This window comes from Cytobacillus sp. FSL K6-0265, assembly GCF_038003465.1.
GTDB classification, from domain to species: domain Bacteria; phylum Bacillota; class Bacilli; order Bacillales; family Cytobacillaceae; genus Cytobacillus; species Cytobacillus stercorigallinarum.
On record NZ_JBBOPE010000001.1, the window covers coordinates 2,005,768 to 2,030,933 of the forward strand.

Annotated in this window: 22 protein-coding genes; all 22 read left to right on the forward strand. The window is 36.9% G+C overall.

Translation table 11 applies throughout. The features are described from left to right. Nucleotides 1-886: 886 nt before the first annotated feature. Nucleotides 887-2,032: an exonuclease SbcCD subunit D gene (locus MHH73_RS10300; RefSeq protein WP_191811958.1), complete on the forward strand. Its 1,146-nt coding sequence runs from the start codon at nt 887-889 to the stop codon at nt 2,030-2,032. After that, nucleotides 2,029-5,175, forward strand: coding sequence for an AAA family ATPase (locus MHH73_RS10305; protein ID WP_341066560.1), 3,147 nt, complete (start codon nt 2,029-2,031; stop codon nt 5,173-5,175). Before MHH73_RS10300 ends, MHH73_RS10305 begins: the two co-directional genes overlap by 4 nt. 414 nt (nt 5,176-5,589) lie before the next feature. After that, a complete protein-coding gene (locus MHH73_RS10310) occupies nt 5,590-6,951 on the forward strand; it encodes an MFS transporter (protein WP_341066563.1) in 1,362 nt (453 codons plus the stop codon). 51 nt (nt 6,952-7,002) lie between these two features. Next, nucleotides 7,003-7,464: a GNAT family N-acetyltransferase gene (locus tag MHH73_RS10315; RefSeq protein WP_191812670.1), complete on the forward strand. Its 462-nt coding sequence runs from the start codon at nt 7,003-7,005 to the stop codon at nt 7,462-7,464. A 264-nt stretch (nt 7,465-7,728) separates the two neighbouring features. Continuing rightward, nucleotides 7,729-8,298, forward strand: a complete 570-nt coding sequence (locus MHH73_RS10320) for a cupin domain-containing protein (protein ID WP_341066566.1) — start codon at nt 7,729-7,731, stop codon at nt 8,296-8,298. A gap of 1,162 nt (nt 8,299-9,460) precedes the next feature. Then, entirely contained in the window at nt 9,461-10,669 is a 1,209-nt protein-coding gene (locus tag MHH73_RS10325; RefSeq protein WP_341066569.1) for an MFS transporter, read from the forward strand. A 153-nt stretch (nt 10,670-10,822) separates the two neighbouring features. Continuing rightward, nucleotides 10,823-11,503: a Dph6-related ATP pyrophosphatase gene (locus MHH73_RS10330; protein ID WP_341066572.1), complete on the forward strand. Its 681-nt coding sequence runs from the start codon at nt 10,823-10,825 to the stop codon at nt 11,501-11,503. After that, nucleotides 11,500-12,456: a ketopantoate reductase family protein gene (locus MHH73_RS10335; RefSeq protein WP_341066575.1), complete on the forward strand. Its 957-nt coding sequence runs from the start codon at nt 11,500-11,502 to the stop codon at nt 12,454-12,456. The genes MHH73_RS10330 and MHH73_RS10335 overlap by 4 nt, the downstream gene beginning before the upstream one ends. Next, nucleotides 12,440-13,261 (forward strand): MBL fold metallo-hydrolase, encoded by an 822-nt coding sequence (locus MHH73_RS10340; protein WP_341066578.1) that lies wholly within the window; start codon nt 12,440-12,442, stop codon nt 13,259-13,261. The genes MHH73_RS10335 and MHH73_RS10340 overlap by 17 nt, the downstream gene beginning before the upstream one ends. 443 nt (nt 13,262-13,704) lie before the next feature. Beyond that, nucleotides 13,705-14,883: an acyl-CoA dehydrogenase family protein gene (locus tag MHH73_RS10345; protein WP_191811942.1), complete on the forward strand. Its 1,179-nt coding sequence runs from the start codon at nt 13,705-13,707 to the stop codon at nt 14,881-14,883. Between the two features lie 26 nt (nt 14,884-14,909). Continuing rightward, nucleotides 14,910-15,671, forward strand: coding sequence for an SDR family NAD(P)-dependent oxidoreductase (locus MHH73_RS10350; protein WP_191811940.1), 762 nt, complete (start codon nt 14,910-14,912; stop codon nt 15,669-15,671). Between the two features lie 20 nt (nt 15,672-15,691). Next, complete coding sequence (locus MHH73_RS10355; RefSeq protein ID WP_191811938.1) at nt 15,692-16,141, forward strand: MaoC family dehydratase N-terminal domain-containing protein; 450 nt, start codon at nt 15,692-15,694, stop codon at nt 16,139-16,141. After that, on the forward strand, nt 16,138-16,542 hold the full coding sequence (locus tag MHH73_RS10360) for a MaoC/PaaZ C-terminal domain-containing protein (RefSeq protein ID WP_191811936.1): 405 nt from the start codon (nt 16,138-16,140) through the stop codon (nt 16,540-16,542). The genes MHH73_RS10355 and MHH73_RS10360 overlap by 4 nt, the downstream gene beginning before the upstream one ends. A 15-nt stretch (nt 16,543-16,557) precedes the next feature. Continuing rightward, nucleotides 16,558-17,784 (forward strand): acyl-CoA dehydrogenase, encoded by a 1,227-nt coding sequence (locus MHH73_RS10365; protein WP_341066585.1) that lies wholly within the window; start codon nt 16,558-16,560, stop codon nt 17,782-17,784. After that, nucleotides 17,784-18,557 carry an SDR family oxidoreductase gene (locus MHH73_RS10370; protein ID WP_191811931.1) on the forward strand — a complete coding sequence of 258 codons (774 nt, stop codon included), beginning with the start codon at nt 17,784-17,786 and terminating at the stop codon, nt 18,555-18,557. Before MHH73_RS10365 ends, MHH73_RS10370 begins: the two co-directional genes overlap by 1 nt. 19 nt (nt 18,558-18,576) lie before the next feature. Continuing rightward, nucleotides 18,577-19,755: a thiolase family protein gene (locus MHH73_RS10375; protein WP_341066589.1), complete on the forward strand. Its 1,179-nt coding sequence runs from the start codon at nt 18,577-18,579 to the stop codon at nt 19,753-19,755. A 27-nt stretch (nt 19,756-19,782) separates the two neighbouring features. After that, nucleotides 19,783-20,367 (forward strand): TetR/AcrR family transcriptional regulator, encoded by a 585-nt coding sequence (locus MHH73_RS10380; protein WP_191811927.1) that lies wholly within the window; start codon nt 19,783-19,785, stop codon nt 20,365-20,367. A gap of 2 nt (nt 20,368-20,369) precedes the next feature. Further along, nucleotides 20,370-20,813 (forward strand): acyl-CoA thioesterase, encoded by a 444-nt coding sequence (locus MHH73_RS10385; RefSeq protein WP_225230465.1) that lies wholly within the window; start codon nt 20,370-20,372, stop codon nt 20,811-20,813. Further along, nucleotides 20,803-21,864: a phosphotransferase family protein gene (locus MHH73_RS10390; RefSeq protein WP_341066595.1), complete on the forward strand. Its 1,062-nt coding sequence runs from the start codon at nt 20,803-20,805 to the stop codon at nt 21,862-21,864. The genes MHH73_RS10385 and MHH73_RS10390 overlap by 11 nt, the downstream gene beginning before the upstream one ends. A 10-nt stretch (nt 21,865-21,874) precedes the next feature. Further along, entirely contained in the window at nt 21,875-22,603 is a 729-nt protein-coding gene (locus MHH73_RS10395) for a 2-phosphosulfolactate phosphatase (protein WP_341066598.1), read from the forward strand. A gap of 20 nt (nt 22,604-22,623) precedes the next feature. Continuing rightward, nucleotides 22,624-23,412 carry an enoyl-CoA hydratase/isomerase family protein gene (locus MHH73_RS10400; protein ID WP_341066602.1) on the forward strand — a complete coding sequence of 263 codons (789 nt, stop codon included), beginning with the start codon at nt 22,624-22,626 and terminating at the stop codon, nt 23,410-23,412. Between the two features lie 55 nt (nt 23,413-23,467). Beyond that, nucleotides 23,468-25,147, forward strand: a complete 1,680-nt coding sequence (locus MHH73_RS10405) for a long-chain-fatty-acid--CoA ligase (RefSeq protein ID WP_191811920.1) — start codon at nt 23,468-23,470, stop codon at nt 25,145-25,147. The last annotated feature ends 19 nt before the right edge of the window (nt 25,148-25,166 follow it).

Here is a 25,166-nt window from a genome sequence, read left to right on the forward strand (position 1 = left end):
TAATACAGATCATAAAAGACCAGCTCTGTACCATCCCACGTTCTAGCCATTAACAGTTTAAGGGGCCAATTTTTTATCCAGTTTGGATCAGTTCATTTTTCTGTTTACATACTTTACTAATGAAATAATGACATCTAATTGTATTAATGCTCGCGCTCTAGTCTTTGTATTCCTTTATTTGTTTTCATGCTAGATGAATTTTTCCGAGAACTGAAATAGAAAAAAGTAATCATGTAATAGGAAAAAGGTATTAAGGTATAGCTTGTAATAATACAAGATTATTGTGATAAAATGGAGAGAAAAGTGGTTTCGTGCTACGGCATGAAGGAAACTCAAGACATTTATTACCGTAGCTAGAGCTGAATTGTTTTGGTTGCGGCAAAGAAACTATTTATTACTTAGCCAACAAATATCTTCATTAGGATATTCATCTACAATTTGATCATTTAATAAAAGTTATATTGTTAAAAAACTCGAGCAAAATCAAATGGATATTGGTTTTACCCATTACAAATAAAATCAGCAGAAGCATGGGCATTATTACGTTTATGGAGACAGGCACAATATGTTGTCGTTGCGTGTAATCATCCATTGTTCCAATTTGAGAGCGAATCTTTTATTCTATTAAATAAATTGGAAGTACCAAAAGTTACAAATTACCGATTCGTGATGGACTAACATATATCATCAATCATGCCTCGCGTAGCATGCTGTATTGATGACTATTACCAATGTACCGAAGCATTCGGTTACCTATAGAAGTTCGACACTAAGATTTATAAATATTGAAGGTACAATCACAATGTGGAGAAAAGCAATCTAAAATCCAGTATTTAATGAAGGTTTCAGTAGCTAAACATAGATACATAGAAGAGAGGGAAAATAAATGAAATTTATCCATACAGCTGATTGGCATTTAGGCAAGCTTGTTCATGGGGTTTATATGACAGAAGATCAACGGTATATGCTCAAGCAATTAGTTAAGCTTGTCGAAGAAGAACAACCAGATTGTTTAGTGATTGCAGGTGACCTTTATGACCGATCTGTCCCGCCAGTTGCTGCGGTTGAATTATTAAATGAAGTATTATTCACAATCAATGTAAAATTAGGTGTCCCCATTGTGGCAATTGGCGGAAATCATGATAGTGCAGAACGATTGTCATTTGGCAGTTCGTGGTACCAACAAAGTAATTTTTACTTAGCTGGAAAGCTGACTGACACGGTTGAAAGTGTGAATATTAAGGGAGTGAATTTTCATCTTGTCCCTTTTGCCGAACCAGGTTTAGTAAAATATGCTTTCAATGATGATCGAATTAGCTCTCATGAAGAAGCAATGAAAGCGATTATTGAAAAAATAGACAAGAATATGAATCATAATGAGCCAAATGTCCTCGTTGGCCATGCATTCGTACTAGGAGGAGAAACGACAGATTCAGAGCGAATATTATCAGTTGGTGGTTCAGGTTGTGTAAGTGCCAGTAACTTCGATTTATTTAATTACACAGCTCTTGGACATTTACATAGTCCAGATGCGATATCACATGACAAAATTAAATATGCCGGGTCTCTGATGAAATATTCTTTCTCAGAGGCCAAACAACAAAAATCGGTTTCAATTGTTGAGATGAATGAAAATGGTACCTTTCAATTAGAGCGGAAAAGTTTAAAGCCGCTCCGAGATATGAGAGAAATTGAGGGCTATTTAGAAGAGTTATTAGATGAGGGTTATTATAGTGAACAGAAAAAGGATGATTATTTAAAAGTTACTCTATTAGATGATGGAGCATTGATTGATCCTATTAACAAATTACGGCAAATATACCCAAATATTCTTCATTTAGAGCGAAAACGTACGTTGCAGGATATGAAAAAGAAGACTCACTTAAATATTTTAACCGATGAGAGAAAAAGTGAACTTGAGCTATTTACGCATTTTTATCAAGAAGTAACAACCGCTGAATTCACTAAGGAGAAGCAAAATATTATCGTTGATGTAATAGAAAAAATGAGAAGGGAGGGAGTTGGCCAATGAAGCCACAGTTACTAATAATGCAAGCGTTTGGACCATATGCGGGGAAAGAAAAGATTGACTTTACTCAATTAGGCGGTCGTTCAATGTTTGTTATATCCGGAAAAACAGGAGCGGGAAAAACAACTATTTTTGACGGTATAACCTTTGCCATTTATGGTAAAGCAAGTGGGGAAGATCGCATGGGTGCAGACTTACGTAGTCAGTTTGCAGAAGAAGAATTGATAACGGAAGTATCGCTCACATTCACAATCAAAGAGAAACAATTCTATATTGTTCGCTCCCCTCAGCAGTTGAAGAAAAAAAAGAGAGGGGATGGCTTCACAACCGTTGGAGCAAAGGCAGAATTATATTCGATTGCTAAAGATGGTACACAACAGCAATTAGCTGCGAATGTGCGCGATGTAGATGAGAAAATTAAAGAAATCATGCTTATTGATAGCAATCAATTCCGGCAAATATTGATGATTCCACAAGGAGAGTTCCGAAAGTTACTCACATCAGATAGTAAAGAAAAGGAAGTCATTCTGCAAAAACTATTTCATACAGAGATATATAAAAGAATAGAAGAAAGATTAAAAGATGAAGCAGCTGAACTGCGAAAAAATGTGGAAGTGAAAATCGAGCAAAAGCAGAGAACCGCTCAGCAAATTCATGCAGTTATGAATCAAGAGTTACAGAGAATACTAGATGAGGATCAGTTCCAGTCTATCAATCATCATCAGTTTGTGAAACTTTTATTAGAAGAATTGGCACTAATGGAAGAGAAAATAATTGACTGGTCAAAAAAGATAAAAGAGCTTGAAAATACTAGTTTAGAATATCAGCAAAAGAAAATAGAAGGAAATCGGTTGATTGAACAGTTCACATTAAAGGAAAGATTAACGGAAAGGTATGAACAGCTAAAAGATAATGAGAAAATAATGTCGAAGAAAGAGAAAGATTTATCATCGGCGTACAAGGCAGCTGTCTTATTCGAACAGGAACAACATTGCCATCGTCTAAAAAAAGAAATTAATCATATTTCCGAGCAAATGCAATCAGTCCAAAGTGAAGAAAAAATTCAGCAGGAACGGCTACTGTATGCAAATAAAGCATTAGAAAAGGAATTGCTCCGTGAGAAAGAAAGAGAAACAGTAGAATCGGAGTGGTTGTCATTAAAAAATTTACATGATGATATACAAATTTTTGCTGACACAGAGCAAAAGGTCTCTTTTTTAGATCATGCAATGACAAGCAAAAAGAACGAGATAGAGAAAAACCAACAAAAACTTGATCATTTACAGCAGGAATTAAAGAAAGTAAAAGCAGAGAAGCTAGAGCTTGAGAAAAATCAAGAGCATATGCTATCAATAGAACAACATCTTCATCAACTAAAATACGAAAGCAAACAAATACAATCACTTATACAATTAGAGAGTGAATTAGTGATTGAAAAGGAAACTTATAAAGAAAAGGACAAATATCTACAAAATGCGATTGCTCGCCTGAATGATAGTAAATCACTTCAGGACGAACTCGAGAAAAAGTTGATAGAAGGGCAAGCAAGTATTCTAGCAAGGCAGCTTCAACAAGGAGAACCATGTCTTGTTTGTGGTTCTACTCATCATCCGTCAATTGCCAATGGTCATGAAACCATTCCAACTGAAGAGGATTTAAATGCAGCTAAACATCAAGTATTAGACATTGAAAAGGAAAAAATAGCGGCTGAGCAAGCATACTACCAAGTACAATCTAAACTTGAATTTATCGAAAAATCAATTGCGAAATTATTGCGAGAAATACAATCAGAGCATCTACCCCTTCTCACATTAGAAAATGCCAAAGAAGTTTTAGCAGAAGTGGAAGAAAACGAAAGAAAAAAAATGCAACGGAAAAATCAACTAGAAAAAGAAAAATCCAGGTTGAAGGAATGTCAAGAAAAAATCATAGTGTTAGAAGAAGAGGAAATACAGTATGCAGAAAAAACAGCTACGCTTAACCAATCTATCCTCGATTTAAACAATGAATATATAAAACATCATACTTCACTGCAAAGGTTGATTAAGATTATTCCTGAAGACTTGCGTTCTTTACCACAATACAAAATGGCTTTACAAAATAAACAGGAACAATTGCAGACATTAAAAGAGCAATTAAAGTTTGCAGAAGAACAGAAAGAAAAAGTTACTAAACAATTAACCATTTTGAAATCGCGGTATGAAACATTCACTCAACAATATGACCACTTACAAGGACAATTAGATCAGGAAAGAACGGACTTTGTTAATCGAATGCATGAACAAGGCTTTCAAAGCTATAGTGAATATGCCAATGCACAGATTTCAGAAGAGCTGCGTGAACAAATCGCTCAAGAGATCCGCTCGTATCGTGAAGAATTTCGTTCGGTTAATGACCGCTTAAATGAGTTGACGAATCAATTAAGAGATGTAATGAAACCAGACCTTGAGCAAATTGAATTGAAATTAAATGAACTCGTTGATAAGATTCAATTTGAAAATGAGCAATACAATCAACTTATGTATAAAAAAAGAGATAATGAAAAGGCGTATACACGTTTAGAAAGTATACATGAAGAAATTGCTGGTCTAGAAGAACGTTATCGCCTCATTGGTCATTTATCTGATATTTCGAAAGGACAAAATACGTATAGATTGACGTTTGAGCGTTTTGTTTTAGCGGCTTTCTTAGATGATATTCTTATTCAAGCCAATTTACGTTTATATAAAATGACGAACGGAAGATATGAATTAACGAGAAAAACGGATCGTTCCAAAGGGAATGTACAAAGTGGGTTAGAACTACTTGTATTTGACCAGTACACGGGACAGGAAAGACATGTTAAAACATTATCAGGTGGGGAGAGCTTTAAGGCTTCTCTTGCTCTAGCATTAGGTCTTGCTGATGTAGTTCAATCACATGCAGGTGGCGTGTCGATGGAAACGATGTTTATTGATGAAGGTTTTGGTACACTTGATCCTGAATCATTAGAACAAGCGATTGAATCACTCATCGAAATCCAGAGTAGCGGAAGACTAGTTGGTATCATTTCCCATGTTCCCGAGTTGAAGGAAAGAATGGATGCACGCCTAGAGGTAGAGTCATCCAAAGGGGGAAGTACAACTAAGTTTATTTTTACAACATAAGTAATTTTGGACTCTCTTCATTGATAAGAGAGTCCTTTTTATGTAACCAATTGAATCACATCACTTCGTTTCAAATACTTTTTTGCCGAGCGGTTATGAACTATTCATAGTACCTTCGGGCGAATAGGTGTGTTTGTTTATTGTCACTTTATTTACAAAAAGGAAGTACTGATACGAAAGCAAAAAATAGAGATGAGAGCAGAACAGAAAAGATAAGTGCGTCACTCAGAACGAAAAAATAAAAATGAAAACAAGGTTAGCTTAGTTAACTTAAGTTCAAAAACTCCTAACAAGAACCTCAAGCCAAAAAAATTGTCTCTTGTTTCCTTTCGAAAAGCGGAATAATAGGAATCAAAGTTTAATTATTGTATAATTATTAATAATCAGAAAATAATAAAAAGGGGGTGAAAAGGCATGGCCGTTGTATCTTATGCTCGAACGAGCGCTCAAAAGCAAGAAAACCCACAATATAAAAAGTTAATTTTAGCACTCTGTTTTTGTAGTTGGTTTGTCGTTATGAACACAACAATGTTTAATATTGCCTTACCAAATATCATAACAGATTTAAATATTACGCCTATTATCGGTTCGTGGATGGTTTCTGGATACTCAGTAGCTTTTGCCATTTTCACTCTCACATTTAGTAGATTATCTGATTATATTTCTATAAAAAAACTGCTCCTTATTGGACTTACTATATTTATATGTTCATCGTTGGTTGGATTTTTTGCTGAAAATGTTATTATCCTTTTATTTGCACGAATCTTCCAAGCGGTTGGTGCTGGAGCAGTTCCAGGATTATCTATGATCATTGCTAGTAAATTTGTGCCGATATCAGAACGAGCAAAATCAATTGCCATGATTGGTTCCGGTGCAGCATTAGGCTTTGGTTTAGGTCCAGTAGTAGGCGGGATAGCAACACAATTCTTTGGCTGGAATTACTTGTTTCTTATACCGCTAATGGTTCTTGGTTTTTTGCCTATTCTGATGCAATTGTCTCCGAAAAATGAAAGTAGGGAAGGTAGCTTTGATATAAATGGCTGCTTGCTTACTAGTTGTACAACCATTGCCGCCCTTTTAACTATCTCTCAAACATCATTTTTGTTCGGCGCCGTATTTGTAGGTTTAGCAATCATTACATTGTTCTATTTGTGGAAACAGAAACAGCCATTTATTTTCCCGCAATTATTATTAAATAAGGACTATATTCGATTATTAATCATTGGCTTATCAGGCTTTATTTTTCATTTTTCTAATTTATTTATGATGCCACTCATTTTAGGGGATTTACATCATAAAGATCCAATCGTTATGGGACTATTGATATTTCCAGGTGCCATTATCGCTATGTTTGCTGGCCCCTATATTGGTAAGTTGATTGATTTATATGGAAGCAAGCGTTTTATTTCTCTCGGCCAATTAACGTTACTGCTCGCCTCATTACTGTTTGCTTTTTTAGCAGCTTACAATCCGTACTCTATTATGGGTGCTTACATTTTTGCAAGTATCGGTTTTTCAATGTTGAATAGCAGCGTTGCTAATGAAACAGCTTATCTATTATCAGTTGAAATGAATAGTGCAGGAATGGGGTTGTTACAACTACTACAATTTATTGGTGGAGGAATTGGAGTGACATTATGTGGGTTATTAATGAATCTTCAGAAGGAATTGCCACTATATATTCAGTATGAGCGTGTCTACTTTATGCTTGCTAGTATCCTCGTACTTGCTTTTAGCTATCAAATGATCTTTCGCAAAGTAGTTATTGAAAAATAATAGCAGAAAACATTATGATAATAGAAAAAGAATTCAAGGGGACAACAGATGATGGAATTGATGATCGATGATTTATCAGGTACAGCTATTCAACAATTGATAATGGAACATTTAACCGATATGAGTAGTCAATCACCGCCAGAGAGTACACATGCATTGAATTTAGATGGTTTAAAACATCCTTCTGTGACCGTTTGGAGCTGCTGGGAATCTGGTATGCTCGTTGGTTGTGCAGCTTTAAAAGAGATAGACAACCGCCATGGTGAGATCAAATCGATGAGAACAGCTAAATATGCCTTACGTAAAGGAGTAGCAGGAAAACTATTAGATCATTTAATTCATGAAGCAAATGTTCGGGGGTACTTGCGTTTAAGTCTAGAAACAGGTTCGATGGACTCTTTTGAACCGGCTAGAAAATTGTACGAAAGTAGAGGATTTCAGTATTGCCAACCATTTGACCACTATAAGGAAGATCCTAATAGTGTGTTTATGACACGATCAATGAAAAGTTAAATAATTATGTTTGTTATTGATATTTGTGCTAGTTTAAAATCTCCTAAATTAAATGGGGATTTAAAATAAAATCGCGACGTTTGTAAAAAAAGATGCAAAGATTTACCCCTTTGAATATGCATTGCCTGAAGAGGGATTTTGGTGAAAATAACATGACGATATTCAACAATCGGGTCAGATAACGGAATAAGAATTAACAATGACCTTCTAAACATGCGGGACATATGATGGTTTATAATCATATGTCTTTGGAGGAATGTTTTAATGAATACCCCTTTTTATATGTATCCTTATTATTCGACCCCTTATTATAGTAATGGGCCAATGTGTAATCATGATAATATGTTTGGTCCTGGCTATGGAAATATGTCTTATGGTGTGGGCTATGCAAATCAATATTGGCCATATCCAAACACTCAGGGATATACTCGTTCCATATTAAATGACCATGGAAAAGACCCTTTTGTCGTAAATATTAATCAAGCTGCTAGGCAAAACAACACATTCCGAACTGCTATATGGACTGGAGATAATCTACAAGTGACCTTGATGAGTATCAACGTCGGAGAAGATATTGGTCTAGAGGTTCATCCTGACGTAGATCAATTTTTACGTATTGAGGAAGGTCAGGGATTTGTACAAATGGGCGAGAGTAGAGATCAGTTAAACTTTGTAAGGAATGTGCATGATGATTCTGCTATTATGGTCCCTGCTGGCATGTGGCATAATTTAACGAATACAGGCAATATCCCGTTAAAACTCTACACAATCTATGCACCGCCTGAGCATCCATTTGGCACTGTTCATAGAACAAAGGCAGATGCCGAAGGTTAGAATCTATAGTATTCTGGAATCGGGCGCTTAATGGCATAAGTTGTGTCAGAATCCGGCCATTTAGTTGAAAAAGTTTTCTTGGGGAAGGGAGAAAAAGTACTGTCTAAAGGTTTAAAAAAAATGTTATTTTGGTCACTTGGATTTCCAGTTATTATTACTATACTCCGCATTATTACGGATTACTTTTTTGATCGTGACATTGAATTATTCTCATATTCGGCAGTCTTCTTGGGGACTGTTGTCGCGGGATTAATTTTTGCAGGACCATTAAATTATTATATATCAAAATCTCGAGAAAGATAAAAATAGCTTATTGAAGTCCTTCTGTTATCGGGCGCATTTGTTGAGCATCACAGGTAGAAAATGATCAAACTTTTTTATAAAAACCAAACTTAAGTCTGCTAAAGAAGAATCCTTTTTGATCAATCTTTTGTTCAAATGGATTCTCCTTATTTATCGTAAAATAAGGGTTAGCGAGGTATTTTTGCTAAAACTTTATTTCAAAGCTACATTAAAAAAAGGGTGCAAACCGTTTGTGATTTGCACCTGCTTTTCTTCGCTAAGAGGATCTATTTTTAAAGGACAAAAGTGAATATAAAAAACAGAATGTAAATGAAGATTAATAACCCGACAATTGTAAAGGCAATGGTTGCAATTTTACTACTCGAGTATTTGTTAAGAACAAAGACCATCACAATAAAGAGAATAAAAAAGATGAGAGCTGGTAAGAAAATAGAGAATGTTGAACTCAATTGGAAAACCCTTTCTTTGTGCAAAATATGTACATTCTCTACTATCTTAAATGAAAGCGTAGAGGACATGCAATATTTCGTAAGGACTAAACCATTTTGGAATATTTTTCGAGCGAATGATCACCTAATGTTATAAAACGATGATAGATGGAGATGGGAAGAAGTGACAGAACCAGAAAAACAAGTAGTTATTGAAAGAACCTATAATCAACCGAGAGATATAGTCTCCTAAGCTTTTGCAGAACCATGTCTTTCCCGCTTTCATAAAATGTGTCCTTACAGTATTATGTAATAAAATGAAAGAAAATTTAGATGATTTTAAACTTGATTATTTTGTTGAGGATATTTGTGCTATTATTTGTAAATAGATCAGTCTTAGAAATTTAGTGAAAAGGAGATTTGCGCGACAATTGATATCATTACATAAAGTGAAAGAATGGAAAAAACCAATCATTTTATTATTCTCACTTTCTAGTGCGCATATTGGTAGTTTTGTATATTTGGCTGCAATTAATGTACTAGTGTACAAAGTAACAGACGGTTCAGCAGCGGCTGTCGCTGGTCTATGGGTGATTTCACCAATCATCAACATCATTACAAAGTTGTGGACAGGTAGTTTTATAGACTATCGTAGTAAAAAGAAAATCGTGATGATTACTTATGTTTTACGCGCTTTATTAATTGTGACCATGTTCTTCGCAACAAATATAACCTCCTTGTATCTGATTTTAATTGTTGTAAGTGTGGGCCAGTCATTTTTTGTCCCTGCCTCAATAACCTATACAACGATGATAGTCCCTTATGAGAAAAGAAAAAGGTTCAATACATTCCGTTCGGTCACATCATCCAGTGCTTTTATTATTGGGCCAGCTATAGCCGGTGTATTGATCTTTTTGACATCAGTAGAGGTGACTCTTTTGTTAACTAGTTTGTTTTTTGTCATCGCTGCCGTCTTTATTTGCTTTCTACCAGATGTTGATAAGAAGAAGACGGAGATTCCTCGATTAACAGTTAACAGAGTAAAGGAAGATTTCATCAGCGTTTTTACCTTCTTAAAAAAAGAGAAATATGTCAGCTTTGTCTACTTAGGTTATTTATTTCTAATGATCATTGCCTATGTTATGGATGCACAAGAGGTCGCTTTTATTCAAACTGTAGTTGGTCTTTCTGAAACTGATTATAGCTTTCTTCTGAGTATTACGGGGATAGGATCGGTTGCTGGCGCTTTTGTATTAACCATTATTGCAAATAGATTATCTATCCGATCAATGATTGCCTGTGGAATGTTCATGATGGCAATTGGATATGTTTTCTACTCCTTATCCTCGTCATTTACGGCTGTAATGAGCAGCTTTATTCTACTAGGTTTTTTTAATAGTTTCTTAAATGCTGGAGCGTTAACTTTTTATCAAAATAATATACCGGTAGAAATGATGGGCAGAGTGACAAGTATTTTTCAATTACTGCAAAGTATGCTACAAGTAAGTTATTTAAGTGTCATCATGCTGATGACTAATCTCATCCCATTAAAAAATATCATTATTTCATTGAGTCTACTCCTTTTTGTATTCACTTGCTTTTATGTTGTAGTTATTTTTCGCCATTCTTTTCAACGTTAGTTTACAGAGAAAAGTGAAGGGGTATCCGTTGATGAATAACAGGCACTTGCTATTCTTGTATAAGATTGCCCTGCAAACAGTTTATTTGCTGCTAAAGAGTGAAAGGAGTATGATACATTATAAGAATATTCAGTTTATTGAAAGGAGGATTACATGGGAAAAACGGCTTTATCTTGGAGTGGGGGGAAGGACGCTTGTTTGGCGTTAGACTACTTACTAGCAAATGGAATAAGTGTTGAAGTATTGATTACAACAAAACAACGATCTGAAAAAAGAACACACGGACATGGAGAAAAAACAAATCTGTTAGTAAAACAAAGTGAATCATTAGGTATACCCATCCATTTTATTGAGACAGACATAGATAATTATACAGATAGATTTGTAGAAGAGTTAAAGCAATTGAAGTTAAAATATGATTTAGAGGCTATCGCCTTTGGAGACATTTATTTTAGACCGCATAAAGACTGGGGAGAGAAGCTTGCTTCATCAGTAGGATTACAGGCTATCTATCCATTATGGAGGAAGAAAGAGGAAGTGGATGCACTTCTACATTCGTTTATTCAGCGTGGATATAGAGCTAAAGTGATAAGAGTCCGCCCTGATTGTTTATCTGATAGTTGGCTAGGCAGAGAGATTGATGAATCATTTTATCAACAGATTAAGTTAGAAGAAGTCTGTCCGATGGGAGAAGCAGGAGAATATCATAGCTTTGTTTATGATGGACCGATTTTTTCTAAAGTGGTTGCTATCCTTACTAAGGAAACGGTGATATGGGAAGGATCTAAGAAGGTTGATTTGCATTTAACTCATGATGGGGAGGTAGAAATATGAAAATAGGTGTGGCTGGTGCAGGGGCAGTTGGGAGTTTGTTTGGGGCATTACTTGCGAATGCTCATCATGAAGTGACCTTTCTAGCTAGAGGTAAGCATTTAACTAGATTGCAAGAGAGGGGCATAAAAGTAGTCAGTGAGCAATATCCTATCCTTAACTTAAATAATGAACATACAATTTTCACCAATGACATCCATGCATTAGCTTCAGTAGACATCCTTCTATTTTGTGTAAAGTCTACTGATACGAAAAAGTTAGCGGACAGCCTGAAGGGTGTGATAAAAGATGAGACGATGATCGTAACGATGCAAAATGGGGTAGATAATGAAGAAATATTGGCACGTAGTCTAACGAGTAATAAAATTTTTTCTTGTGCGACTTATGTGCAAGCAAGTATAACTGAACCAGGCTGTGTGAAAGAATCGGGCTCCCATCAATTATTAATGGGTGCATTACAAAAAGAGAATAGCAATCAAGCGAGAAACATCGTTGAATTATTTCAAGAGGCAGGAATAAGGGCAAAATTCACAGAAGAAATCCTTATGCATAAGTGGAAAAAGCTTCTCTGGAATATTACCTTTAATCCATTGTCTGCTATAACAAAAGCAACAATTGGCGAAATATTAGATAGTGTGGAACTAAGTGCTTTGGCGAAAAACGTGGCATCAGAGGCCGTTTCTGTGGCAGCAAGACAAGGGTATTCCTTTGATAAAGAAAAAATGATTCCTTCTATTTTTAAAAAAGCGGCCTATGCTAAGGAACATCAGACATCCATGCTACAAGACCGCTTAAATGGTAAAGCAATGGAATACGAATCGATGTGTGGGTATGTTCTTAAACTTGCTCATGAAACAGAAATAGAAGTGCCAACGATTAGGTCTTTATATAGTATTTTGAAATTTTGGGACGAAAAAGATAGGAGAAAGGACCACCGATATGCTGAAACCTTATAAACATGAAGGTGTGATTTGCGCCGAAGGGAATTTACTGAAAAATAGTAGAATTTCAAGAAAAATATTTTCTTTTATTGTCGATGGTTTGGTGATTGATACTGGGCCTTATTCAATGTCATCTGACTTCACTCAATTTTATCAATCCTATTTTGTTGATCAGGTCGTTTTAACACATAGTCATGAAGATCATTCTGGCAATGCCTCGTGGTTTGCCAATCAACAAATTCCTATTTTCTGTCATCGGTTAGGGGTAGAGATTTGTTCTGAAGATGCGCCCTATCCCTTGTATAGGCAAAGAACATGGGGAGCAAGGAAAGCGTTTACTGCATATCCATTATCGCAAAAATTTTCGTCAAGACAGCTTGATTGGGAGGTAATAGAGACACCCGGTCATGCGGATGACCATGTGGCCCTTTTTTGCCACAATAAAGGTATAATGTTTACTGGTGATTTATATGTTCAGCCTCATACAAAGATTGCGATGGATACAGAATCCATTCCGGAAATTATCCAATCAATAAAAAAATTGTTAACTTATGACTTTGAGGCAATGTTTTGTTCTCATTCGGGGTATTTTCCTAATGGTAAAGATCAATTGCGAACGAAATTGAATTATTTAGAGGATCTCAGTGGTAAAATCATTCAATTGTATCTTGAAGGTAAAAGTGTTTTAGAGATTAAGCAATTATTTTTTCCAAAACACTATCAGATGATTTCGATATCAAACGGTGAATGGGATACAATTCATATTGTAACTTCTATCATTAATGGCTATCAAGAAAAATTCAAAAAATCATCAGTTTAGTCTTGGCAAGAGAAAAAATCTCTGCTATTATAATGAATATTAAAAATATACTGACTAGTCAGATAATATTTTATGTTTTTTTATTACTCCATGATACATTTCCATTCAACTACTAAGAACTTTGCAAAACGACTGCTTGGTTTGGCTGTAGACACTTCTATGTTTTTAGTTCCGTTACCTCTGCAAAACGTTTTTATAAAAAATGAAAGCGTTTCCTAACTATTTTGTTCAAAGAAATACAACACCATTGTTCTAAGCAAGCTGTAAAAAGAATAGATTCATCCTATCATTTAAAGCTGGCTACCCTATGCTTCGCTTCATGGGGGAGTTGAACTAAATCGATCATGTAGTTTGTAGAAAGTGAAAAAACTAACCGGTTAGTATGTAAAAAAGTTCTAACATACTAACTAGTTAGTATAAATAAATAGATAGAGGTGAAAGAAATGGATTTACGATTAACAGAAGAACAAAAAATGGTCCAACAAACCATTAGAAAGTTTGTGGAGAAAGAATTGATTCCGCTAGAAAATGAAGTATTAAAGAATGAACGAGAAGGAAAGCCTAGCCTTTCTAAAGAAGTCCAGAAGAAATTACAGTTAAAAGCAAAGGAAGCGGGCTTTTGGGGAATTAACACACCTGAGGAATACGGTGGAGCTGACTTAGGACAAATGATGCAAGCCATTGTTTGTATTGAAGTAGCTAAAACGTTTGTGCCATTTAGTTTTGGTGGATCTGCTGACAATATCCTTTATTATGCTAATGAAGAGCAAAAACAAAATTACTTAATTCCTACAATAAATGGCGAAAAAAAATCTTGTTTTGCTATGACTGAACCTGGAGCAGGATCTGATACGCAAAATATACGCATGACAGCAGTGAAAGATGGAGATGAGTGGATCCTAAATGGTGAGAAAACATTCATTACTGGTGGTAATGAAGCAGATTTCGTTATGGTCATCGCGATAACGGATAAGGAGCTACATAAAAAAACGAAGGGTAGAGACGGTGTCACTTGTTTTATCGCTGACCGCGAAATGGGGTGGAAATCAGAATATATCCATACGATGGGTGAATGGGGACCAGCAGGACTTGTATTTGATAATGTCCGAGTACCAGAGAAGAATATCCTAGGTGAGCTGCATGGCGGTTATAAACTCGGTCTTGAATGGATTGGATTTGCTCGCTGGATAGTAGGAGCAAGAGCGGTCGGAGCAGCAGAGAGACTATTGCAAATGGCAATAGATTATGCAAAAGAACGAGAAACTTTTGGAAAACCAATTGCAGAGAGACAGGCAATTCAATGGCAAATTGCAGATTCAGCCGTTGAAATAGAAGCAGCTAAATGGCTAGCGTTGAATGCGGCATTTACTTTGGATCAAGGGGAAGATAATCGTCACTATGCATCGATGGCCAAACTTTATGGGTCTAATATGGGGAACCGCGTCGTTGACCGCGTATTACAAATTCATGGTGGCATGGGGTATACAAGAGAGCTTCCGATTGAGAGATGGTACCGAGAGGCAAGACTTTGGAGAATATATGATGGCACAGATGAAATCCAACGTATGATTATCTCAAGAAACTTACTGAAGGGGCACGTGAAAATCGGCCAACAAATATAAGAAAATGATACAGGGGGCATATGAAAATGACAAGATTCACAGGGAAAACTGCATTTATTACTGGCGGAAGCCGAGGAATTGGTAAAGGTGTCGCTGAGCTCTTCGCACAAGAGGGCGCCAATATTGCAATTATTGATATCAATGAGGATGCATTAGCGGAAACAGCCGCAGAATTCAAGGAAAAGGGCTATCATATCTTCGTGAAAAAAGCAAATGTTGTCGAAGCAGGCGAAGTAGAAACAGCGATGGAGGAAGTTGTGCAACAGTTTGGTACACTTGATATTTTAGTTAATAACGCTGGTATTATTCGCGATAATTTACTGTTTAAAATGACGGACGATGATTGGCAATTCGTAATGGATGTACATCTGAAGGGATCGTTTAATGCATCGCGTGCCGCACAAAAATATATGGTCAAACAAAACTATGGCAGAATTATTAGTATTTCTTCTACTTCTGCTCTTGGGAATAGAGGGCAGGCTAACTATGCAACAGCAAAAGCTGGTTTACAAGGATTAACAAAAACATTAGCCATTGAACTTGGACGCTATGGCATCACAGCAAATAGTGTCGCACCTGGTTTCATTGAAACAGAGATGACAAAGGCTACAGCAGAAAGAGTAGGGATTCCTTTTACAGATTTTGTTAATGGAGCGATAGCGGCTATACCGGTTGCGAGAAGCGGAAAGCCTGCCGATATCGCCAATGCAGTTGCATTTTTTGCAGATGAGAAATCATCATTTGTGAATGGTCAAGTTATTTATGTCGCGGGCGGTCCAAAAAATTAAAATTGGAGTGGATGCACAGGATGTACACTAATGTGATCGGCAAAGTATCAGGTAAGGTGAAGAATACGGTTGAACGTGGGTTAGTCAAACGGTTCGCGCAATCGATTGGCGATCCCCATCCTATTTTTATTGATGAAGAATATGGAAAGAAAAGTAAGTATGGCACAAATATTGCGCCTCCTACTTTCCCACGGGTGTTTGAATCTGGCACAATTGAAGCGTTACAGCTGCCGAAGAAAGGGTTGATTCATGGTGAGCAAAGGTTTCATTATGAAAGGCCTCTTCTAGTTGGAGAAGATGTATATGTTTGGACAGAAGTGAAGGATTATTATGAGAAGAAAGGGAGCAATGGTTTAATGGGCTTTCTTTCTGTAGTAAAGTATGGAGAAGATAAGGATGGGAAGCTCATTTTTAAAGAAGAAGCCATTACCATTATTACAGAAGCTGTGAGAAAGGCGATGAGTGTATGAGTAATATCTTGACTTTAGAAAAGGGAAAAACATTGTCCGAAACCTTAGCGCCTGTATCTAGAATGGACTTAATAAAGTATTCAGGTGCATCAGGTGACTTTAACCCCATTCATACAGTTGATGAAGAAGCAAAGAAAACGGGACTTCCAGGAATTATCGCTCATGGTATGTGGACAATGGGGAATCTTGCTAAATTATTTACACCCTATTTTGAAGAAGGTTTTATAAAGGATTATCGTATTCGTTTTTCAGGTATGGTCTTTATTGATGATGTGATTACACTTGTTGCTACAGTTACTGCTGAAGAGGAGCAAGAAATCGCATTTGAGGTGAAAGCAGTTAATCAAGCAGGAAAGGCCGTTTTAAAAGGTGATGTCACATTTGTTATAACAAATGAATAAGGGGAGGTGTGTGTAATGAATTTTGAATATTCGGATAAAGTAAAGCGTTTACAAGAAAAAATAAGTGATTTTATGGACCAATATGTTTTTCCAAATGAAAAAACTTACATGGAGCAAATAAGTAAAGAGGATCGATTCAGTACCCATCCAACCATTATGGAGGAACTAAAAGCAAAAGCAAAAGAAGAAGGATTATGGAACTTATTTTTACCGGATAGTAAAGATGGTGCGGGTTTAAGCAATATCGAATACGCTCCATTATGTGAGTTAATGGGGCGGTCATCTATCGGACCTGAAGTATTTAACTGTGCTGCACCAGATACAGGAAATATGGAAGTATTAGTACGATATGGAACGGATGAACAAAAGGAAAAATGGCTAAAACCATTACTAAACGGTGAAATTCGCTCTTGTTTCTCCATGACTGAACCGAATGTGGCCTCATCTGATGCGACCAATATCGAATCAAGCATTATTCGTGATGGTGATGAGTATGTCATTAATGGGACAAAATGGTGGTCATCAGGCGCAGGTGATCCTAGATGTAAAATTGCTATTGTCATGGGTAAAAACGATCCAAATGCCGAAAAACATAAACAACAATCGATGATATTAGTCCCACTTGATACCCCAGGTGTAAAAATCAAACGCACATTAAATGTATTTGGTTACGATCATGCTCCTCATGGTCATGCCGAAATTGAATATAACAATGTAAGAGTCCCTGCTAGTAATATGCTACTAGGTGAAGGGAGAGGTTTCGAAATTGCACAAGGTAGATTAGGACCAGGGCGCATTCATCATTGTATGAGAACGATTGGAGCAGCGGAAAGAGCATTATCCATTCTTTGTGAGCGTGTCCAAGAGCGCATCGCCTTTGGTAAAACATTAGCCGAGCAAGGTGTTATTCAAGAATGGATTGCCGAAGCTAGAATAAATATCGAACAATCACGCTTACTCACATTGAAAGCTGCTTATATGATGGACACTGTTGGAAATAAAGCTGCTAAAACAGAGATTGCCATGATAAAGGTAGTCGCACCTAATGTGGCACTTCAAATTATTGATCATGCCATTCAAGCACTAGGTGCAAAAGGCGTAAGCCAAGATACACCGCTTGCTGCGAGTTGGGCGAATATTCGAACATTGCGCTTGGCAGATGGTCCAGATGAAGTGCATAAAAGAGCGATTGCAAGACAGGAGTTAAAAAAATATAAAAAAGTAGCACAGGGGGTCAAATAATGCATGTAAAAGAACTGTTCGATCTATCTGGAAAAACAGCTATTGTCACAGGGGGCGGAAGAGGATTAGGTGAACAAATTGCCGAAGGGTTTGCTGAAGCTGGCGCAAACATCGTATTATGTTCCAGAAAAAAAGAGAATTGTGATGAAGTGGCCAATCGTCTCAAAGAACTTGGTGTTGAAGTACTGACTTTTAAATGTGATATTACTAACCCAGAAGATGTGCAAACAGTCGTCGATGAAACGATTCAGCGTTTTGGGAAGATCGACATTCTCGTCAATAATAGTGGGGCAACATGGGGTGCTCCAGTAGAAGAAATGCCCTTAGAAGCATTCCAAAAAGTAGTCAACGTAAATGTTGTAGGCACATTTCTAATGTCGCAAGCTGTTGGTAAAGCAATGCTCGTTGAAAAACAAGGAAAAATCATTAATATTGCTTCTGTAGCTGGACTGAAGGGGTCAAATCCAGAGTTAATGGATGCAATCGGATATAACTCAAGTAAAGGTGGCGTCATTTCTTTTACAAAAGATTTGGCAGTGAAATGGGGACCGAGAGGCATTCATGTCAATGCGATTGCACCAGGGTTTTTCCCAACAAAAATGTCAAAGGTACTTATTGAAAGAAACAGCGAGCGCTTCTTGCAAAGGACCCCACTTAGGAAATTCGGTTCGGATTCTGATTTAAAAGGAGTGGCTCTATTTCTAGCAAGTGGCGCGTCTGATTTCATTACGGGTGAAACAATTGCTGTAGACGGTGGAACAACAGCAATGTAAAGGGAAGGAGATGGATGACATGGGTAATAGAGAAGCTGTAATCGTTTCAGCTGTACGCACAGCGATTGGTAGGCAAGGAGGTTCTCTTGCCTCCGTTCCAGCTCATATATTTGGTGGCGAAGTCATTAAGGCAGCAGTAGAGCGGGCGCAAGTGAATGTGGGAGAGATTGATGATGTGATTTTTGGTAATGTGCTAAGTGGTGGCGGAAATATTGCTAGATTATCAAGTCTTCAATCAGGTCTTTCTCTTAATCTACCTGGTTTAACGATAGACCGTCAATGCGGATCAGGTATTAACGCTGTTGCACTTGCTGCAGCTATGATTAAAGCGGGTGAGGGAGATGTATATATTGCCGGTGGAGTAGAAAGTATGTCGAGGGCACCTTATTTGATGGATCGGGCTGATCAGCCGTATAGTCCAAGACCCCCTCAATTTAGAAAATCACGGCTTTCACCTGATGAAGTTGGTGATCCACCTATGGGGATAACGGCAGAAAATTTAGTAGAGAAATATGGTATTTCTCGTCAAGAGCAAGATGAATATGCCAATCGTAGTCAAGCTAGAATGGCTAAAGCGATGGTTGAAGGTCGTTTTAAAGAACAAATTGTTCCGATAAAGATTCCTGTTAGAAAAGGAGATCCGATTACTTTTAAAGAGGATGAACACCCAAGACCACAAACGAATATCGAGGGGTTAGCAAAACTTAAACCTGCATTTAAGCAAGTTGGCAGTGTAACAGCTGGCAACAGTTCAGGCTTAAATGATGCTGCTTCGGCGCTTGTTGTCATGTCGAGAGAAAAAGCGAATTCCCTCGGTTTACGTCCATTAGCTGTTATAAAAGAATCAGCCGTTGCTGGTGTTGATCCTAATATTATGGGGATAGGTCCTGTACCTGCTGTTAGAAAACTATTAAAGAAAACTGGCAAAACACTTGAAGATATCGATTTAATTGAATTGAATGAAGCATTTGCCGCGCAAGTCATTGCTTGTGACAGGGAGTTATCATTCAACCCGGAAAAGTTGAATGTGAATGGCGGAGCGATTGCTCATGGTCATCCATTAGGCGCAACAGGTGCCATACTTGTAACGAAAGCAGTATATGAATTGCAGCGGTCACTAAGTCATTCCGCTTTAATTACTGCTTGCATTGGTGGAGGTCAAGGGATTGCCCTTCTCATTGAAAGAGAACTAGTCTAAGAATAGGCATAGTCAGGAGGGCTTTTAGTGAAAAATCAAATCTTAAAGAAAAGCATCGATTTGTTTGATGATAAAGGCTTTAAGGAAACGACAATTCAAGATATTGTTGATCAACTCGATGTGACGAAAGGTACTTTTTATTACTATTTCAACAGTAAGCAGGAAGTATTAAGGGATATCCATTTAGAATACATCGAAGGCTTATTACAAGAACAAGAAGAAATCTTACAAAATCAAACATTAAGTAATAAAGAAAAGCTTTACGAGAACATTTATTTAACCTTAAGTAAGATTGACACTCAGGGTAAAGAAGCACGTATTGTGCACCGGGAGTTAAGACATTTACATGAAGATCATGTCAAACAAATTAAATTAAAGCGAAAAGAATATCGTTTAAATTTTGAAAAAATTATTGATGCAGGTAAAAAGACAAAAGAATTTAGTAATCATATTCGTACAGATATTCTTGCCTTCGGATTTTTAGGAATGACGAATTATAGCTATTATTGGTTTCGAACAGATGGTGAGCTAACGGATAAGGAATTAGCACGGTTTTATACAGAAATTATATTAAAAGGTATTGAAGAAGTGCCTGTTAAAGAGGGGATTTGATGATGTATATAAAACATCAAATAGAGGTGTATGTACGCTTTAGTGAAACCGATGCTGTTGGTCATGTCAATAATACGAGTTATTTTCTTTATTTTGAAGAGGCAAGAACAAAATTATTTTATGAGATCCTACCTAATAGAAATAGACAAAGTAGCATGATTTTGGCTTCGATTCATTGTGATTATGTTGCCCCCGCATTTGCCGGTGAGGAACTAGTTGTGACAACTGAGGTTAGCAATATTGGCCGTAAAAGCTTTGAATTACAGCATTTATTAACAAGGAAGATGGATGGTAAATTGGTGGCTAAAGCAAGTTGTGTCACTGTATGTTATAACTTCATAGATGATCATTCTATTTTGATTCCGGAACATTTAAGGGAAAACTTAAAAAAATATCAGCCTCTAGCATCACCAAGTAAAACAGAGGAGGGTGTTCATGACTTCTGATACAATTCCCATTCGAGAAGGTGAAGGGCTTGATGTTCATCGCTTAGAACAATATTTAAAGGCGAACATGGAAGAAATACCTAACAAACCATTAGAAATCTCTCAATTTAGTGCAGGTAAATCAAATTTAACCTATCAATTAAAGGTTGGTAACTGGGAGGCTGTATTAAGAAGACCACCTATGGGACCCGTAGCACCTAAAGCGCATGATATGGAAAGAGAGTTTAAAGTACTTCAGGAGATCCACCCTTTTTTCAACCAAGCACCGAAGCCTTTTATATATAGTGATAAAGAACTTTTAGGTGCACCGTTCTTTATTATGGAAAGAAAAAAAGGGGTAGTGATTGACGATTCCCTCATTATTCCAGATGGTGACAGTGCTTATGATGTCGGTCAAAGGATATCACAACTGATGGTAAACACCCTTGTGCAATTACACGATATTAATTATCAGAAGACTAAATTAAAAGATATGACGAGACCAGCTGGATTCATGCAAAGGCAAGTAGATGGTTGGATAAGTCGATACCATCGTAGTAAAACAGATGAAATTATTGAGATAGATGAACTTACAAATTGGTTAGAGTCACATCTCCCACATACCGAAAAAACAACGATCATCCATTATGATTTCAAATTAAATAACAGTATGTTCAATCAACAGTTAACAAGATTAATCGGTGTGTTTGATTGGGAAATGTCAACTGTTGGTGACCCGTTAGCGGATCTAGGTGTTGCCTTAAGTTACTGGCATGAAAAAAATGATTCCGATCTATTGAAGAGAGGTCTAGGAGATGAGTCGGTGACGACAAAGCCTGGCTTTTTCACAAGGGAAGAGTTTATTCAAGCATATGCTTTAAAAAGTGGGACCGATGTCAGTCAGATTCATTATTATTTAACATTTGCTTACTTCAAACTTGCCGTTATATGTCAGCAAATTTATTATCGCTGGAAGCGTGGACAAACAAAAGACGAACGTTTTTCTAAACTAAACTTATATGTAAATAACTTAATACAACATGCTGTAAAGACATCGAGGAGAAAATTGTGAGGTTATTGATATGGTGAAACTTCATGTAATCATGAAAAAAGAAGAAATCGATAAAGAGAAATTAAATGGGGAGAAAGTGGTCGTTGTTTTTGATATTTTGATGGCCACATCGGTTATAACAACAGCAATTCAACACGGGGCAAAGTCGGTCATACCAGTTGCGAATCAAGAGGATGCATTATATGAAGCAAGCATTCGCGAGAAAGGAACATATGTGTTAGTGGGGGAATATAACGGCCTGACGATAGATGGTTTTGAATCACCCCATCCAGAAACGTTATCTAAAACTGTTGGAGGCAAGGATATTATCTTAACAACCACCAATGGAACTGTGGCCATCAAACAGGCTCTTAAAGCGAAAAAAGTGTATATAGCATCCCTCTTAAATGCCAAACATTCGGCAAAGGCAGTTTGTAGCGAACATCATGATGAGACGGTTGTCCTTGTCTGTTCAGGATCTTCAGGTGCATTCAATGTCGAGGACTTTTATGGAGTCGGTTATTACATCGATTGTTTAATAACTAGTAGTCATAAGATTTGGGAAATGTCAGATACAGCACTATGTGCGCATCAGTTTTATTTGGGTGCAAAAGAAAAAGGAACAGAATTATTAATGGCTTCACGTGTAGGTAAAATGATTGCAAATCACGGTATGCAGACGGAAGTAGTGTTCGCAGCTCAAAAAGATATTTTTGCTGTTGCCCCTATTGTAACTAATGAAGGTGTTATCAGCGTTTAATAAAAAAATGAGGTGAAGATATGACATCGAAAACAATGAGTCATTTACTAATGAAAATTGAGAATGGTGTAATGGAATTAACGTTAAATCGTCCTGAGGCATTAAATTCATTTAGTCCTGAGCTGATTCAAGGATTAAAATCAGCACTACAACAAGCGAAGGCGGATAAAGATATTCGTGTTATTGTATTGAAGGGAGCAGGAAGAGCTTTCAGTTCTGGAGGAGATGTGAAAAGAATGGGTTCAAGATCGCCTCTAGCTACTTATGAACATATTGGTAACTTGAATGAGCTTATTCTTTTAATACAATCTGTAGAGAAACCAATCATTGCAGCCGTACATGGATATGCGGCAGGAGCTGGGTTTAATCTAGCATTAGCATGTGATTTAATCTTAGCAGAAGAAGAAACTATATTTATTTTAAGTTTTTCTAAAGTAGGCTTAATTTCGGATGGTGGCGGCTCTTATTTTCTTCCTCGATTAGTTGGATTGCAACGGGCGAAGGAATTATTCTTCAGCGCAGAGCCATTAACAGTTGAAAAAGCATACGAATATGGCATTGTTAACCATATTTACAAAAAAGGTCACTTTGAGGATGAAGTAAAACAATATGCAGAAAAATTAAGTGCTGGTCCAAATATTGCGTATGGATTTATTAAAAAACTTACTAACCAATCTTATCAGTTAACATTAGAACAAGTATTAGAACAAGAAAGGATTACACAAGGTACGATGGTAACAACAGAGGATCATCATGAAGGAATTACTGCTTTTAAAGAAAAAAGACAGCCTGACTTCAATCGTTCCTAAATTAATATAAAACCTCTATGAGCTATTCTGAAAAGTTAAGGAGGAGATTAAATTAATGCAAACAAGACATTTTGATCACTGGCCCAAGCTTCCTAAACAACTGATTGTTCCGGAAACTTCAGTTTACCAAAACTTAGAATTCTCAGCACTTCAATATCCATCGCGAGAGGCTATCCATTATTATGGGAATGAAATAAGTTTTAAGCAATTATTAGATGAAGTGAAGCGTGTATCTAGTTATCTGCAAACGGAATTACAGGTGAAACAAGGAGACAAAGTCCTGCTCTTTATGCAGAATTCTCCCCAGTTTGTCATTAGTTTCTATAGCATTATGAGAATAGGCGCTGTCGTCGTTCCGATTAATCCCATGCTTGTTACGAGTGAGTTAGCTTTTTATATTAATGATTGTCAAATTGAAACGGCAGTTATTGGTCAAGAATTACAACCTATTGTGAAACCACTTATTGAACAGACTTCTTTGAAACATCTACTCATTGCCTCCTACTCAGATTATATTGACCCACAAGATAACATAAATAGACCAGATGTAGTTGAAGAACCACGAAAAGAGTGGACAGAAGAGCAAGAGCATTACCAATGGGATGACGCTTTAAAGATGAGAGAAATCGTTCCATATTATACGAGCAAACAGGATGATTTAATCGTCCTCCCTTACACTTCAGGAACAACCGGTGTACCAAAAGGCTGTATGCATACGAATTATTCTGTTCAAGCCAATACGGTTGGGGGTGCTTTATGGGGGAGGATTTCAAGTAGCAATGTCATTTTGTCTTCCTTGCCATTTTTCCATGTGACAGGAATGGTGCAAAGTATGCATGTGCCAATTTATGCTGGAAGTACTATGGTCATTATGACTAGATGGAATAAAGATACGGCATTACAACTTATTGAGAGAAAGCAGTGCAGTAATTGGACCGCTATTAGTACAATGTTAATTGATTTTATTTCTAATCCAAAATTAACAGCTGATCGTATAGCTTCACTTATTGGCATTTCCGGTGGTGGCGCTACTTTGCCGGAAGCAGTTGGTCAGAAATTAGAGAAATTAACTGGATTAACTTTTTTAGAAGGATATGGCTTGACCGAAACAATTGCACAAACCCATTCGAATCCAACAGATCATCCAAAAATGCAATGTTTAGGCATTCCCTTCTTCGATGTGGATGCTAGAATCATAGACCCTATTACAAATGAAGAATTGGGAATCAATGAGGTTGGTGAAATCATCATTCATGGTCACCAAGTAATGAAAGGTTACTATAATCGTCCAGAAGAAAATGAAAGCGCTTTTATTACTATGGAAGGAAAACAATTTTTTAGAACAGGTGATTTAGGAAAAGTGGATGAAGAAGGTTATTTCTTTATTGTTGATCGTGTAAAAAGAATGATTAATTCTTCCGGTTATAAAATTTGGCCGACAGAGGTGGAGTCAATTCTCTATCGTCACTCTGCGATTCAACAGGCTTGTGTCGTGGGGATTCCTGATCCGAGACGGGGAGAATCAGCAAAAGCCTTCGTAATATTGAATGAAGACAGTAAAGGCAAGACATCTGCTGAAGAGATTCTTCAATGGGCTAAAGAGCATATGGCTGCTTATAAAGTTCCGAAAGTAGTTGAGTTTAGAGAGTCTTTCCCGATGACATCGAGCGGGAAAATATTATGGCGTAAATTGAAAGAAGAAGAGGAAGCGAAAGTGAATCAACAAAAAGTCTAATCTTCTACTGACGTGAAAA

What these genes read in the sequence shown, in the direction of transcription:
- MHH73_RS10300 (WP_191811958.1), top strand. Translation starts at nt 887, where the DNA reads ATGAAATTTATCCATACAGCTGATTGGCATTTAGGCAAGCTTGTTCAT.
- MHH73_RS10305 (WP_341066560.1), top strand. Translation starts at nt 2,029, where the DNA reads ATGAAGCCACAGTTACTAATAATGCAAGCGTTTGGACCATATGCGGGG.
- MHH73_RS10310 (WP_341066563.1), top strand. Translation starts at nt 5,590, where the DNA reads ATGGCCGTTGTATCTTATGCTCGAACGAGCGCTCAAAAGCAAGAAAAC.
- MHH73_RS10315 (WP_191812670.1), top strand. Translation starts at nt 7,003, where the DNA reads ATGGAATTGATGATCGATGATTTATCAGGTACAGCTATTCAACAATTG.
- MHH73_RS10320 (WP_341066566.1), top strand. Translation starts at nt 7,729, where the DNA reads ATGAATACCCCTTTTTATATGTATCCTTATTATTCGACCCCTTATTAT.
- MHH73_RS10330 (WP_341066572.1), top strand. Translation starts at nt 10,823, where the DNA reads ATGGGAAAAACGGCTTTATCTTGGAGTGGGGGGAAGGACGCTTGTTTG.
- MHH73_RS10335 (WP_341066575.1), top strand. Translation starts at nt 11,500, where the DNA reads ATGAAAATAGGTGTGGCTGGTGCAGGGGCAGTTGGGAGTTTGTTTGGG.
- MHH73_RS10340 (WP_341066578.1), top strand. Translation starts at nt 12,440, where the DNA reads ATGCTGAAACCTTATAAACATGAAGGTGTGATTTGCGCCGAAGGGAAT.
- MHH73_RS10345 (WP_191811942.1), top strand. Translation starts at nt 13,705, where the DNA reads ATGGATTTACGATTAACAGAAGAACAAAAAATGGTCCAACAAACCATT.
- MHH73_RS10350 (WP_191811940.1), top strand. Translation starts at nt 14,910, where the DNA reads ATGACAAGATTCACAGGGAAAACTGCATTTATTACTGGCGGAAGCCGA.
- MHH73_RS10355 (WP_191811938.1), top strand. Translation starts at nt 15,692, where the DNA reads ATGTACACTAATGTGATCGGCAAAGTATCAGGTAAGGTGAAGAATACG.
- MHH73_RS10360 (WP_191811936.1), top strand. Translation starts at nt 16,138, where the DNA reads ATGAGTAATATCTTGACTTTAGAAAAGGGAAAAACATTGTCCGAAACC.
- MHH73_RS10365 (WP_341066585.1), top strand. Translation starts at nt 16,558, where the DNA reads ATGAATTTTGAATATTCGGATAAAGTAAAGCGTTTACAAGAAAAAATA.
- MHH73_RS10370 (WP_191811931.1), top strand. Translation starts at nt 17,784, where the DNA reads ATGCATGTAAAAGAACTGTTCGATCTATCTGGAAAAACAGCTATTGTC.
- MHH73_RS10375 (WP_341066589.1), top strand. Translation starts at nt 18,577, where the DNA reads ATGGGTAATAGAGAAGCTGTAATCGTTTCAGCTGTACGCACAGCGATT.
- MHH73_RS10385 (WP_225230465.1), top strand. Translation starts at nt 20,370, where the DNA reads ATGTATATAAAACATCAAATAGAGGTGTATGTACGCTTTAGTGAAACC.
- MHH73_RS10390 (WP_341066595.1), top strand. Translation starts at nt 20,803, where the DNA reads ATGACTTCTGATACAATTCCCATTCGAGAAGGTGAAGGGCTTGATGTT.
- MHH73_RS10395 (WP_341066598.1), top strand. Translation starts at nt 21,875, where the DNA reads ATGGTGAAACTTCATGTAATCATGAAAAAAGAAGAAATCGATAAAGAG.
- MHH73_RS10400 (WP_341066602.1), top strand. Translation starts at nt 22,624, where the DNA reads ATGACATCGAAAACAATGAGTCATTTACTAATGAAAATTGAGAATGGT.
- MHH73_RS10405 (WP_191811920.1), top strand. Translation starts at nt 23,468, where the DNA reads ATGCAAACAAGACATTTTGATCACTGGCCCAAGCTTCCTAAACAACTG.